Origin of the sequence: Nonomuraea terrae (assembly GCF_044465245.1) — a bacterium.
Classification (GTDB): Bacteria; Actinomycetota; Actinomycetes; order Streptosporangiales; family Streptosporangiaceae; genus Nonomuraea; species Nonomuraea terrae.
The window spans coordinates 460,680-474,651 of sequence record NZ_JBITLL010000005.1 but is presented as its reverse complement, the minus strand read 5'-3'; the positions used below and the strand labels follow the sequence as shown (position 1 = coordinate 474,651).

The 13,972-nt window shown below is 73.2% G+C and carries 9 protein-coding genes; 5 read left to right on the top strand and 4 right to left on the bottom strand.

The genetic code is table 11. The features are described from left to right. Positions 1-75: 75 nt before the first annotated feature. Positions 76-3,102, top strand: a complete 3,027-nt coding sequence (locus tag ACIBP6_RS25955) for a GH92 family glycosyl hydrolase (protein ID WP_397056123.1) — start codon at positions 76-78, stop codon at positions 3,100-3,102. Positions 3,103-3,211: 109 nt separating this feature from the next. Further along, positions 3,212-4,498: an MFS transporter gene (locus ACIBP6_RS25950; RefSeq protein WP_397056122.1), complete on the top strand. Its 1,287-nt coding sequence runs from the start codon at positions 3,212-3,214 to the stop codon at positions 4,496-4,498. Positions 4,499-4,535: 37 nt separating this feature from the next. On the opposite strand, the gene ACIBP6_RS25945 is transcribed toward ACIBP6_RS25950, so the two are convergent. Both ACIBP6_RS25945 and ACIBP6_RS25940 read right to left on the bottom strand, forming a co-directional pair. Next, positions 4,536-5,519, bottom strand: coding sequence for a LeuA family protein (locus tag ACIBP6_RS25945; RefSeq protein WP_397056120.1), 984 nt, complete (start codon positions 5,517-5,519; stop codon positions 4,536-4,538). Then, entirely contained in the window at positions 5,432-5,746 is a 315-nt protein-coding gene (locus ACIBP6_RS25940) for a hypothetical protein (protein WP_397056118.1), read from the bottom strand. The genes ACIBP6_RS25945 and ACIBP6_RS25940 overlap by 88 nt, the downstream gene beginning before the upstream one ends. A 69-nt stretch (positions 5,747-5,815) precedes the next feature. On the opposite strand from ACIBP6_RS25940, the gene ACIBP6_RS25935 reads away from it, so the two are divergent. Then, positions 5,816-7,036 (top strand): citrate/2-methylcitrate synthase, encoded by a 1,221-nt coding sequence (locus ACIBP6_RS25935; protein WP_397056116.1) that lies wholly within the window; start codon positions 5,816-5,818, stop codon positions 7,034-7,036. On the opposite strand, the gene ACIBP6_RS25930 is transcribed toward ACIBP6_RS25935, so the two are convergent. Continuing rightward, positions 7,029-8,396, bottom strand: coding sequence for a PAS domain-containing protein (locus tag ACIBP6_RS25930; RefSeq protein WP_397056115.1), 1,368 nt, complete (start codon positions 8,394-8,396; stop codon positions 7,029-7,031). The genes ACIBP6_RS25935 and ACIBP6_RS25930 overlap by 8 nt on opposite strands. A 290-nt stretch (positions 8,397-8,686) precedes the next feature. On the opposite strand from ACIBP6_RS25930, the gene ACIBP6_RS25925 reads away from it, so the two are divergent. Further along, a complete protein-coding gene (locus ACIBP6_RS25925) occupies positions 8,687-9,295 on the top strand; it encodes a short chain dehydrogenase (protein ID WP_397056113.1) in 609 nt (202 codons plus the stop codon). A gap of 326 nt (positions 9,296-9,621) precedes the next feature. Beyond that, on the top strand, positions 9,622-10,503 hold the full coding sequence (locus ACIBP6_RS25920) for a helix-turn-helix domain-containing protein (protein WP_397056111.1): 882 nt from the start codon (positions 9,622-9,624) through the stop codon (positions 10,501-10,503). A 1-nt stretch (position 10,504) separates the two neighbouring features. On the opposite strand, the gene ACIBP6_RS25915 is transcribed toward ACIBP6_RS25920, so the two are convergent. Further along, positions 10,505-13,927: a chromosome partitioning protein ParA gene (locus ACIBP6_RS25915; protein WP_397056109.1), complete on the bottom strand. Its 3,423-nt coding sequence runs from the start codon at positions 13,925-13,927 to the stop codon at positions 10,505-10,507. Positions 13,928-13,972: the final 45 nt, after the last annotated feature.

Below are 13,972 nucleotides of genomic sequence, written 5' to 3'. Positions count from 1 at the left end.
TGATGTCGGTCGTCCGTCGCCTGATCGTCCGTGGGCATTCACGTCTCGGTCGTGGCGGGCAGATGTCATCTCGCTGTGCTATCCCTTCGTTCGTATCTCGCCATGGCGGCGGCCGGCGCGATCGCCGGCTCGCTGGTCATCGCGGTGCCCGCGTCGGCCGCAGCCGTCGGCGACCTCTCTCCGCACAAAGTGTCCGATCCTGTCAGCCACGTCGATCCGCTGATCGGCACCGCGGGCGGCGGCAACACCTACCCCGGCGCCGTCCGGCCGTTCGGCATGATCTCGTGGAGCCCGACCACCACGGCGGGTGACCAGACGAACGCCGCCGGCGCCAACGGATACGCCTACAACACGCCCCGGACCCGCGGGTTCGCGCTGACGCACGTCAACGGCGCGGGTTGCCACCCGGGAGCCGCCGGCGACGTCCCGATCATGCCGTACGTCGGGGCGGTCACGTCGTCGCCGACGGCCGACACCACCGACGCGATCTACGCCGGCACCTTCAGCCACGACAACGAGTCCGCCCGGCCCGGCCGGTACACCGTCACCCTCGACTCCGGCGCCAAGGCCGACCTCGCGGTCACCACCCGGGCGGGCGTCGGCGAGTTCTCCTTCCCGAAGGGCTTCGCCGCCAGCCTGCTCTTCCGCGTGTCCAACTCGCTGAACGGCAGCGAGGACGCGCAGATCACGATCGACCCGGACTCCCGTACGGTGACGGGCTCGGTGCTGACCGGCGCGTTCTGCGGCCGCCGCGCGAACGGCGGCGAGAACAACCGCAAGAGCTACTACCGGCTGCACTTCGTCGCGTCGTTCGACCGGGCCTTCTCGGGAACGGGGACCTGGGTCGACGGCGATCTGAACCCCGGCGGCACCACGGCGAGCGGCGGCGAAGGGTACGCGACGGGCGCGGACCGCGCGGGCCGCGGATCGGGCGGCTACGTCACCTTCGACACCACCTCCGACGCCGACGTGCGGATGAAGGTCGGCATCTCGTACACCAGCCTGGAGGCGGCGAAGCAGAACCTCGCCCGCGAGGTGCGGGAGCGGGACGACGTCGCGTCGGTGGCCGCCGACGCGACCAGACAGTGGAACGAGCAGCTCCGCTCGATCGAGGTGGCGGGCGGCACCCCTGACCGGCTCACCACCTTCTACACCGCGTTGTACCACTCGTTCCTGCAGCCCAACATCAGCAGCGACGTCGACGGCACCTACCTCGGCGCTGACGGCAAGGTGCACCGGCTGGCGAAGGGCCAGGCCGCGCAGTACGGCAACTTCTCCGGCTGGGACCAGTACCGCGCGCACACGCAGCTGCTCGCCCTGCTCGAACCGAAGATCGCCGGCGACTTCGCCCAGTCCCTGTACAACCTCGCCCGTCAGAACGGCGGCGTGTGGGACCGCTGGGTCCACGTCAACGGCCCCACCCACGTGATGACCGGCGACCCGTCCGCCCCGACGCTGGCCGGCTTCTACGCCCTGGGGGTCCGGAACTTCGACGTGCCCGGCGCCTTCGACTCGCTGGTACGGCAGGCGACCGTGCCGCACCCGTCGGGACTGTCCGACAAGGGCTGCCCGGGGCAGTGCGAGGGGCAGCGGCCGAACCTGGCCGAGTACCTGCGGCTCGGCTACGCGCCGCAGGACACCTGCCACTGCTGGGGCGGCGCGGCCGAGACCTTGGAGGACGCGACGGCCGACTTCGCGCTCGCCGACTGGGCCGGGCGGCTCGGCCGGGCCGAGGTCCGCGACACGATGCTGCCGCGGGCGAGCTGGTGGCGTGACACCTTCAACCCGTCGGCCGGCGCCGAGGGCGGCTACCAGCAGGCGCGCAGGTCCGACGGGACCTGGCAGTGGCCGTTCTCGCCGACCTCCGACACGGGGTTCGCGCAGGGCAGCAGCGCGACCTACACGTGGATGGTGCAGCACGACGTGTCCGGGCTCGCCGCGGCCATGGGCGGCAGGGGACGGGCGGCCGAGCGGCTGGACGCGTTCTTCCACCGCCCGGACGGTTCGTGGGCGACGGGCGGGGACGCGTTCCGCTACGACCCCACCAACGAGCCGGGCATCCACACCCCGTGGCTGTACAACGCGCTCGGACAGCCGTGGAAGACCCAGGAGACCGTGCGCGCGATGGCGTCGCTGGTGTACAAGACGGGTCCGAGCGGCCTGCCGGGCAACGACGACCTCGGCACGATGTCCGCGTGGTACGTGTTCGCGGCGCTCGGCATGTACCCGCAGACGCCGAGCCGCGCGGAGATGCTGCTGTCCAGCCCGATGTTCCCGAAGGCGTGGATCAAGCGCGGCGACGGCCCGAGCATCACGGTGATCGCGCCCGAGGCCGGCCCCGACGCCGTGTACGTCCACGGCGTGCAGGTGAACGGGAAGCCCAGCAGCCGGTCGTGGCTGCCGGAGTCCCTGGTCGACCGGGGCGGCGAGGTCAAGGTCGACCTCGGCGCCACCCCTGACCAGAGCTGGGGCACGGCCGCCGCCGACCTCCCCGTCGACCGCGTGCCCACGGCCGCCGCCCCGGTGCCGAACCTGCCCGGGCCGTGCGTGCGATCCGGGTCGTCCTGCGCCCAGGAGCTGCAGTACGACATCGACGGCGTGGCCGGCGCCGAGGCGAAGTCCGAGGGCAACCTGGACGGCAAGGGCTGGAGCTTCCCGGCCGAGCAGCTGCCGGCGCCCGGCCCGCGCACCGTGGCCGGGCACGACTACGCGGTCCCGGCGACCACCGGCAGGGCGGGCAACTTCATGAGCCTGCGTGGTCAGCGGACGTACCTGACGCCGGGCCGCTACGGCACCCTGGAGCTGCTCGTCACCGCCGTGAACGGCGACCAGCAGACCGACGTCACCATCGCCTACGCCGACGGGACGACCTCGACGGCGCCGCTGAAGGTGACGGACTGGGCGAGCCCGTCGCCGCGCTTCGGCGAACAGGCCGCGGTCACGGCCGACACCCGTTACAACGTCAACGGGACCGCCGACGGCCGCGTCGTCCGCATCTGGCACGTCACCCTGCCCGTCGACCCGGCCCGTGAGGCGGTGTCGTTCACCACTCCGGCGATGCCGAACCTCAAGGTGTTCGCGCTGACCGCCATGAACGGCTGAGAGGGCCGCCCGCCCTGGGGGCGGGCGGCCGCCGTGCGGTCTCAGGGATGTGTGATATAGCGTCTCCGTATCGCTTCACAAGACGCCCGTCCGCATAGTGAGACAACGTATGACGACATCCCCCCGCATCCAAGCTCCCAGCCGCTCCAGGATCGCGGTCGCCAGCCTCGTCGGCACCGCGATCGAGTTCTACGACTTCTACATCTACGGCACCGCCGCCGCGCTGGTGCTCAACACCGCGTTCTTCCCCGGCATGGACCCGGTGGCGGGCAGCCTGGCGGCGTTCTCGACGTTCGCCGTGGCGTTCGTGTCGCGGCCGCTCGGCTCGGCGGTGTTCGGGCATTGGGGTGACCGGATCGGCCGCAAGTCCATGCTGGTCGTGTCGCTGCTGGTCATGGGGCTGTCCACGGTGCTGATCGGGCTGCTGCCCGGCTACGCGGCGATCGGCGTGGCCGCGCCCGTGCTGCTCGTGCTGCTGCGCTTCACGCAGGGCATCGGGCTGGGCGGCGAGTGGGGCGGCGCGGCGCTGCTCGCCACCGAGCACGCGCCGCCCGGCAAGCGCGGCCTGTACGCGATGTTCCCGCAGCTCGGCCCGTCGGTCGGGTTCATCGCGGCCAACGGCCTGTTTCTCATCCTGGGCGAGACGCTCAGCGACGCGCAGTTCGACAGCTGGGGCTGGCGGCTGCCGTTCGTGGCGAGCCTGCTGCTGGTGGTGGTCGGCCTGTACGTCCGGTTGAAGATCTCCGAGACGCCCGTCTTCCAGCAGGCCATGGACCAGCGCCGGATCGCCCGCGTGCCGTTCGCCGGGCTCATGCGCCACCAGTGGCGGCGCGTGCTCCTCGGCGCCGGCGCCATGACGATCGCGTACACGCTCTTCTACACCGCCACCACCTACTGCCTGGCGTACGGCACCGAAACCCTGGAGATCTCCAGGACGACGATGCTCGCCCTGACCATGGTGGGCGTGCTGTTCATGGCGGCGGGCACGGTGGCCTCGTCCATGGTGTCCGACCGGCTGGGCCGCCGCCGCACCCTGATCACCGGCACGGTGGTCGCCATCGCGTGGGGGCTGGTGATGTTCCCGCTGATGGAGACCAGGTCGGTGTTCCTCGTCGGGGTGGCGCTGGCCGGTGCGCTCGGCCTGATGGGGCTGGTCTTCGGGCCGATGGGGGCGTACCTGCCGGAGCTGTTCGACACCGAGTACCGCTACAGCGGCGCGTCCGTCGCCTACAGCCTCGGCGGCGTGCTGGGCGGCGCGGTGCCGCCGCTGGTGGCGACCAGCCTGCAGGCGAGCGGTCTGGGGGTGATGGCGATCGGCGGGTACGTCTCCGCCATGGCCGTGCTGAGCCTGCTCTGCCTGCTCGCCCTGCCGGAAACAGGCGACAGGACCTTGTGAATCAGCAGGTGAATCAGCAGGTGAATCAGCAGGTGAATCAGTAGCCGGGGAACATCAGCGACAACTCGCGCGGGTAGCCCGCGATCAGGCGCAGCTCGTCGTCCGTGAGCGGCCTGCCCGTCATCGCGTTGCAGAGCTGGACCAGCCGGAACGCCAGGTCCTCGTCCTGCACCTCGACGCCGAGGCCGTCCATGACGTGGCGGAACCCGGCCTTGCCGCCGTACTCGCCGGTCAGCACCACCCGCCCGTTCCGGGCGTGCCAGTCCTCGGGGAACGGGCCCAGCGTCGCCTCGTCGTACAGCTCGTAGTTGCCGTGGTCCTTCAGCGCGCCGTCGGCGTGGATGCCTGACTCGTGCGCGAACGCGTTGCGCCCGGCCCCGACCTGGTTGTACGGCAGCGGCTGACCCAGCGCGTAACTCGCCCACAGCGCGAACCTGCGCGCCCACGACAGGTCCAGCGCGTCGCCGATCTCGGCGTCGAGGCCGAACCCGTGGCGGAACGCCAGGATCGTGGAGAGCAGGTCGGCGTTGCCGGAGCGCTCGCCGATGCCGTTGACGCAGGTGTTGATCCAGGCGTCCTGGCCCGCGTCGAGGTCGCCGAGCGCGCCCGACACCGAGTTGGCCACCGCCATGCCGAGGTCGTTGTGGCAGTGCGTCTCGACCGGCATCGCGGTGCCGGCGGCCAGCTTGGCGAAGCGCTCGCGGATGCGGTCGGGCGTGTCGCCGCCGATCGTGTCGCAGTAGCGGACGCGGACGGCGCCCGCCTCCTTCGCCGCCAGCGCGAACTCCAGCAGGAACCCGTCGTCGGTACGCGAGCCGTCCTCGGCGTTCACGCCCACGGTCAGCGCGCCCGCGTCCTTGGCGGCGCGGACGGCGGCCGTCATCTCCCTGATGATCGCCGCCCGGTCCAGCCGGCCGCGGAACTTGTTCTGGATCATGTAGTCGGACGTCGAGATCGACAGGTTGTAGTGCTGCAGGCCGAGCGGCGCGGCCTTGCCACGTCCTGCGGCACGCCCCGGCACCAGCCGGACAGCCGCAGCTCGCCGAACGCGCCCGCCTCGGCCAGCGCCACCTGCGCCTTGACGTAGGGAACCTCGTGGAACAGGAACGGGAAGCCGATCTCGGACTGCGCCACCCCGAGCTGGGCCAGATAGAAGTTGACCATGGTCTTGCCGAACTTGGACAGGCCGGTGCGCGCGGTCTGCACGCCGTCCCGGTTGGTGACATCGAGGAAATGTACGCGTGGCATGTGCTCACGTTGACATGCCGGCTCAACATGGATCAATATTGATTTTCGTCAACTATGGAGGGGTCCGGGGTGGAGTGGATCGACGCGGCCACGGCGTCCGAGCGGCTCGGCGTCAAGCCGGCGACGCTCTACGCGTACGTGAGCCGGGGCGTGCTGCGACGGCGGCACGGCGACGACGGGCGGCGCAGCCTGTTCTCCGCCGAGGAGGTCGAACGCCTCGCCCGCCGCGGCCGGCCGCGCAACCGGCCGCCGGAGCTGGTCATCGAGTCCTCCGTCACGGCGCTCGGCGTCGACCGTCCGTACTACCGGGGGATCGACGCGCTGGAGCCGGCCCGCGTGAGCCCCTTCGAACCGGTCGCCGACTGGCTCTGGACCGGCCGCCGCCCGCCGCCCACCGGGGCAGTGACGGGTGCGGCCGGGGAGCGGCCAGAGGAGTGGCGGTGTGAGCCGGAGGCGTTGCGGGCCGCCGTGGCCGCGCAGCGCGGGCTGCCGGACGACCTCCTGCCGCTCGACCGGCTCCAGGTCGTCACCACGGTGCTCGGCGCGTCCGACACCCTGCGCCACCAGCTCGACCCCGCCTCCGTCGCCGCCACCGGGCGACGCCTGATCGCGGGCCTGGTCGACGCGCTGCCGCCGCTCGGCGAGCCCCAGGACGAGTCGATCGCCGCACGCCTGTGGTCACGCCTGTGCCCGCGCCCGGCCACACCCGGGCTGCTCGCGGCCCTGCGGGGCGCGCTCGTCCTGCTCGCCGACCACGAGCTCGCCGCCTCCACCCTGGCCGCCCGCGTCGCCGCCTCCGCCAAGGCCGACCCGTACGCCGTCGTCCTGACCGGGCTCGGCGTGCTCGGCGGCCCGCTGCACGGCGGGGCGTCGTACGCCGCCGAACGCCTGCTGGGCGAGGTCGTCCTGCCCGGCCAGGCCGCCCGCGCCGTCGCGGAGCGGGTCCGCCGCGGCGAGCGCATCCCCGGCTTCGGCCACAGCGTCTACAAGAACGGCGACGCCCGCGGCGCGCTCCTGCTCGACCTGATCAAGGAGGCGGCGCCGGGCCACGAGCGGATCGCCGCCGCCGACGCCCTGCTGGCCGAGATGCGCCGGCGCCGCCTGCCCGACCGCAACATCGACTTCGCCCTCGCCGCCCTCGTCGCGGTGAGCGGGATGGTGCCCGGCGCGGGCGAGGCCGTCTTCGCGGTGGCCAGGACGGCGGGGTGGCTGGCCCACGCCATGGAGGAGTACGACCGCGGCACCCTCCTGCGCCTGCGCGCCTCCTACACCGGCCCGCCCGTCAGATGAGTGCCGGGCCGCTCAGCGCGACCCTGACCCGGTTCAGGTGGGTGCGCGACGCGGCGGGGTCGAAGGGGACGACGGCCGACTCGCACCGGCGGCCGACGCGGCGCAGGAGCTCGACCGACTCCCAGCCGGTGAAGAGCTCCTCGTCGATGGGGCGCACCCGGTCGCCGAGGACGTGACCGGCCTGGTGGCGCAGGACGAGGTTCCGCCACTGGCCGAGGAAGAGACGGAACTTCTCCAGCCGCGCGCCGGCCTCCGCCACCAGCTCGGCGCCGTCGTCCAGGGCCGCGTTCACCTGCTGCACCTGAGCGGACATCTCCACGATGCCCGCCTCGGCGGCGTCGCAGAGCGACGGGACGGCGGTCAGCGTCTCGGGCGGCGCGGCCCCGTCGAACACCTCGGCGGCGAACTCGGCCGCCATGGTGTTGTAGAGACCGGCCAGCGAGATCTGGAAGCGCAGCCGCGTCAGGTCGGCCCGCAACCGGCCGAACCTGTCCTGCAGCCGTTCCAGGGTCTCGACCGCTTCGCCCATCGGCTCGGCCGTCACCCTGGCGACGTTCGCCAGCACCGGCGCCGAGTCCTCGACCAGCTCCGAGGCCCGCTGGGCGGCGATCACGGAGGTGTGCAGCCGGCGGGCGATGCCGAGCACCCCGGAGGAGATCGTGGCGAGCTCGTCGCCGAACCTCTGGTAGTCGGTCAGGTGCCCGACGAACTCGTCGAGCACCAGGTCCAGCGCGCCGGTCCCGGCCAGCACCTCGGCGATGGAGCCCTGCGCGCCGGGCCTGGCGTACGAGGTGGCGACCGAACGGCGCCGGGCGGAGACCTCCTCGGGCAGCGCGTGGAGCATGAACTCCTCGTAGGAGGAGAAGCCGCCCTGGCGCAGCGCGTCCTCGATGTGGGCCTTCCCGAGCAGGGCGGCGTCGCGGCGGTTCATCGCGTTCGTCTGGATCGCCGTTCGCTCGGCGTGCGCCGCCTGCGCGTACACCCGCTTGGCGAGCTCGAACAGCGGCCCGCGCGGGGCCATCCGCACCGAGACGTAGCCGTCGCGCAGCGGGCTCATGGTCGCGAACACCCAGTAGAAGCGGCCGTCCTTGGTGCGGTTCCGCATGTAGGCGCCCATCGGGCGCCCCGCCTGCAGCCCGTCCCAGACCAGCCGGAACAGCCCGCCCGGCATGTCCGGATGACGCACCGTGTTGTGCGGCGCCCCGACCAGCTCCTCCAGCTCGAACCCGGAGATCCGGACGAAGACCGAGTTTCCCTCCCGGATCACCCCGCGCCGGTCGGTGGTGGAGAAGAAGAGCTCCTGGTCTCCCATCCTCAGCTCGCGGGCGTCGCCTCCCGACGCCTCCGGGCTGCTCTTCACGGCTCTCCCTTCTCAGCCGTGCCGAACACCGCCGGCACGGCGCCCACCCAAGATGATCGTCACTGTGGGTGGCATTCTCGCGGGCGCCGCCATCCGCGGTGGATGGTCTAAAGTCCCGGCGTTTCGGGACTTTGGACCCCTTGCGGAAGGGCACTCAGTCATGCGGCCGGCAGGTCCTTACGGGTTCCCCGCACCTGTGGGGTGTACCTCCGGCCGTGTGCTGGTCCCGCCCTTCCTGATGCGGCAACGTGGGCAGCGGACAACACACCTCGGAGGAGACGGAAGACGACGTGAAGGTACTGGTGGTCGGTGCGACGGGAACTGTCGGCGGCGCGGTGGCGGCCGCCCTGGGGGCGCGCCATGAGGTGGTGCGGGCCTCCCGCCGCGGGGACGTACGCGTGGACATGACGGACGTCGATTCCATCGACCGCCTCTTCGCGGAGGTGGGCCCGGTCGACGCGGTGGTGTGCTGCGCCGCGAGCGGTGCGATGGCGCCGCTCGCCGGGTCCTCGGACGCGGCCTTCTGGGACGGTCTGCGGGGCAAGCTCGTCGGCCAGGTGAACCTCGTACGGCGGGCCCTCGCCCACCTGACCGCCCCGGCGTCCGTCACGCTGACCAGCGGACGGTTCGCCGAGCCCGTACCCGGCAGCGCGCTCGGCCATCTCGTCAACGCGGGCCTGGAGGCGTTCGTACGCGCCGCCGCCGTGGAGACGCCGCCCGGCATCCGCCTGAACGTCGTCAGCCCCGGCTGGATCCGCGAGACCCTGCTGACCCTGGGCATGGATCCGGCACCCGGCACTCCGGTGGCCGACGTGGCCCGCCTCTACATGGAGGCGATCGAAGGCGCCCCCCATGGCCGCACCCTGATCCCCGGGAAGCCGACGACACCCCATCGATGACGACGGACGCGCCAACCATCACGCAATGTCACCAACCCGCCCAGCCCCGCGCGTCTGGTCTCCCCGCGCTTGACCGCATGCCCCCGAGATGCCCCCGGGTTCGGCGTGCTTCGGCCTCCGGAACGTGCGGACTCGGGGCCGGGCCGCCGATCCGCCCGAGCGCCCGCACGCCGGCGTAGGGCGGGTTCGTCTACGTGCGCCAAGTCCCCGTGTGTCCGGGTTTCGCACGGCTGCCTCCGTACACCGATACACGGGGCGCCTGGCGCTCGTGCGTCGGGCGGGTGCCTGTACCTGGCAGGGGCAGGTCGGGGTGGGGTGGGTGCGGCATGCTGGACGGCATGGACGGCATGGACGTGCGGCCCGAACTGGGGGATTTCCTGCGCAGTCGCCGGGCTCGGTTGCGGCCCGCCGATGTGGGGCTGGCCGACTACGGCGGTCGTCGCCGTGTGCCGGGGCTGCGCCGGGAGGAGCTCGCCCAGCTCGCCGGGGTCAGCGCCGGCTACTACACGCGGCTGGAGCAGGGCAACAGCCCCAACGCGTCCGACTCGGTCCTGGACGCCATCGCCCGCGTGCTGCGGCTGGACGCCGACGAGCGGGCACACCTGTACGCGCTGGCCCGCCCCGCGGCCCCGGCGGCTCGCAGGCGCGCCCGTCCGGAACGGGTGCGTCCCGCGCTGCGGCTGATGCTCGACTCCTTCGCCGACACCCCCGCGCTGATCATGGGCCGCGCCGCCGACGTGCTCGCCTGGAACCGCATGGGGCACGCGCTGCTCGCCGGCCACCTCGACGCCGACGCCCCCGACCGGCCCGGCCGCCGGCCCAACGTCGCCCGCCTGCTCTTCCTCGACGAGCACACCCGCGAGCTGTACGCCCGCTGGCGCGACAAGGCCCGCGACACGGTGGCCGACCTGCGGCAGGCAGCGGCCCGGCACCCGGACGACCGGGAGCTCGCCGAGCTCGTCGGCGAACTCGCCATGAAAAGCCGCGACTTCGCCGCCCTGTGGTCGGCCCACCCCGTACACACCTGCGCCCACCACGTACGCGACCTGGACCACCCCCTCGTGGGCCGGCTCACCCTGCACAACGAGACCCTGAGCCTGCCCGGCGACGACCGGCAACGCCTGGCGGTCTTCTACGCCGAGCCCGGGTCACCCTCCGCCGCCGGCCTGAGCCTGCTGGCCGGCCTCGTCAAAGGGCGGCCGGGCTGACTCACACCGCCGCCGTGCGATCGACGTAGGCCGCCAGCGCGCGCACCCGGTCGGCGTGCTGGTCGTGGCCGACGATCACCGGTGGCTCGTTGTACGGCATCGCGTCCGACGACCGGCGCAGCTTGACGTACTGGCCGCAGGCGTCGATCGCGTACGGCTCCATGTCGTCCTGCAGCGCCCCGATCACGGTGATCCCGTACGTCTCGCCGATCCGCCGGAACAGCGCCACCGCTTCCCTGCGGTGCTCCTTGCCCAGGTTGCGGCCCAGCTCGTCGAGCACCAGGCACAGGTGGCCGCCGCCGGAAGACGCGATGGCCGCCGCGCACACCAGCTTGACGGCCTTCTCGTCCATCAGCGCCGTGTTGGCCCGCCGGTTGTACGGCACGTACCCCTGCCCCTCGCCGCGCCGCCACTTCGGCGTCACCCGCCACTGCCAGCGCTGCTCGGGATCGGCGGGCGCGGGCGGCACCGGGAACTCCAGGGTCGCGCCGTAGCCGCCGTAGGAGGTGTCGAGCTTGTCGAACTCCTCGGCCACCCGCGTCAGCCGGGCCTTGATCGCCGCCGTCAGCGCCGCCCGGTGCACGGCCGTCGACTGCGCCGCCTCCTCCGCGCCCCTGGCCGCCGCCGCCAGGTCACGCTGCCGGGAGACGATCTGCGCCTCGATCTGACGGCGCTGGTGGCGTTCGTACTCCTCCTGGCCCCGCAGATAGGACGCCAGCGACCCGCACACCGCCGCGAACGTCGCCTGCTCGCGCGCCGTGCTGCCCTCCCGCTCGCTCAGCAGGAACCGCAGCTCCTCGGGCAGCTCCGCCTCCTCCTCGGGGAACGTGTCACGCACCGCCTGGTCGAGGTGGCGCTCGGCGATCCGCCACCATTCGTCGGCCGCCCTTGAGCGCTCGTCCTCGGGCAGGGCCGCGAGCCACTCGCGGGCGGTCTCGACCGTGCCGCCCCAGTCGGCGGCCAGCGCGTCGAGCTTGAGCGCCTCGCGTTCGGCGGTGACCTTCGTCTCCAGCTCGCGGGCCTGCGCCCGCTCGGACTCGTGCCGCTGTCTGCGGCCCTCCAGCCGCTCGATCTCCATGTCACGGGTACGCGCCCGGAAGTCGAGCGCGGACGCCAGCCGCTCGACCTCGGCGACCTTCGGGGCCAGCTCCTCGACGGCCGCGTTGAGCTCGGCCAGCCTGGCGCGCCGCTCGCCCAGCCTGGCCTCCAGCTCGGCCAGCCGCACGCCCGCCCTCGCCCCTTCGAGCCGCCGCTGCGCCACGGCGACGGCCTCCTCTCCGTCGCGTACGGCCTGCGCCGCCGTCTCCTGGACGTCGCGGGCCCGGTGGAGCCGCTGCTCGGCCGCCTTGATGCGGGCCTCGCGCCCGGTCGCCACCCCGTCGAACGCCCCCACGACGCTCACCCCGGCAGCGCTGACCAGCACCGACCCGGGCAGCCCCGCCAGCGCCTCGACGGCGGCGTCGAGCTGAGAGGCGTCGACGATCACGGCGTGCTCGTTGGGCCACCCGCGCAACTCGCCGAACGCGAGCCCGGCGGACTGCGCCGCCTTGCCATAGCGCGCCTTGAGCGCCTCACCCAACGCCTGCCCGGGAACGCCCCCGGAGCCCTGCCCGGCCCCAGCGCCCGCTTCGCCGGCCTGACCGGCCCCAGCGCCCGCTTCGCGGGCCTGCCCGGGACCACCGCCGGAGCCCTGCTCGGCCCCGCCGTTCGAGCCGCCGGCCTGGCCGGACGTCGAGGCTGAAGGCGTGTGGGCGGCGTCGCGGGCCTGTTCGGCCACGTCGAGGGCGTCGAGCAGGCCCGTCGCGCCGATGCCCGCCGCCGCCAGCGCGTTGAGCTGGGCCGCGGCCGGGCCGCCCTCGGCGTCGTCGAGCGCCGCCTGCGCCGACGACACCTCCCGATCGGCCACCCCGAGCGCCTTCAGCGCCTCGTTGAGCCGGACACGGACGTCGGCCAGCTCCCGTTCGGCCGTCGGCACGTCGCGCCCGTCGGCGAAGCGGCGGGTCTCCTCCAGCGCCGGGATCAGGCCGCGCAGCTCGTCGGCGGAGTTCTCCGTCACCGCGCGGTCGGCGTCGAGCTTGGCCGCCCGCGCCTGCGACGCCGCCAGCTCCTTGCGGGCCTCGGCCACCTGCCGGTCGAGGGTGTCCTCGCGCAGGGTGGCGATCTCGGCGCGGACCAGGGCGACCGCCTCGGCCGCCGACTCACCGGCGGCGCGGTGCCGCTCCAGGTCGCCCGCCAGCGACTCGTCCTTGGCGGCGGCGTCGGCCAGCTTGCGGGCCTGCCGGCCGCGCCAGCAGCGCAGCGCCTCGGCCAGGCGAACCCGGGCCTGGTCGCGCCGGTCGAACGTGGTCAGCAGCGCCTTCGACTCCGCCTCGAACTCCGCCAGCCGGTCACCCGCCTGCGCCGCGCGCACCCGCCTGGCGTGCTCGTCGCGGCGGGCCTCGCGCTCCTGCTCCAGCTCGGCGTCGAGGCCGGTGAGCGCGGCGATGGCCTCGAAGACACGTTCGGGGGAGATCTCGTTGAGCGGCTGGGACAGCAGGTTGGTGGCGACCTTGCTGCGTACGGACGTCGACAGGAACGACACGCACCTGACGCGGTCGCCGTAGAGGACCTTGGTCAGGTCGCGGGCCACCACGTCGCGCTTGCCGGCCGACCGGGGGAGCGACGCCCAGATCTCGTCGGCCCGCGCCACCCGCTCGGCCTCGGACGGCGAGGACGCCAGGTGCACGCCATCGCGCCAGCGGATCTCCAGGTGGGGCGCCTCCTGGTTGACCCGCAGCCACACGGTGAGGGCGCCGCCGGAGGTGTCAGGCACCTCGAACAGCTCCCCGCCCGCCTCGCCGGGCACCGTCTCACTGAGCAGCACCCCACCGCCCTGCGCCGCCTCACCGGACGCGAAGAAGGAACCGGACGCGTCACCCTCCGCAGAACCGGACCCGTCACCCTCCGCAGAACCGGACCCGTCACCCTCCGCAAAACGGGACCCTGAAGCGGACGCCGAACGGGACCCGGGAGCGGGCGCCGACCCGGGCGTCACGGCGGATGCGGGACCGGAGGCCACGCCGTGCGGCTCCCGCGCGGGGAAACCCTCCATGCCGGGCGGGGCGAAGACGCCCACGATGTAGCCGTGGTCGGCGCTCGCCCACTGGCGGCTGCCCGCCCCGCTGGCCAGCTCGGCGTTGAACAGCAGCTCCGACACCGCCTTGGCGCCCGAGGCGAAGCGCCACTGCTCGTCGCCGAGCAGCGCCGTGATCGAGGCGATGAACGACGACTTGCCCGCGCCGTTGGAGTCCTTCGGCCCCGCGCCCGCCACCACGATCAGCGTTCCGGGGACCGTGGGCACCGGATGCGTCGACAGCCGCGAGATGTTGACCGCCTGCACGGCGATCAGCACCCGGTCTCCGACGACGTTCTCCACCTGCGACACCTTGCCCCCCCGTAACCCTTCCTTCGTTGTGTTGGCCCGCCCCGC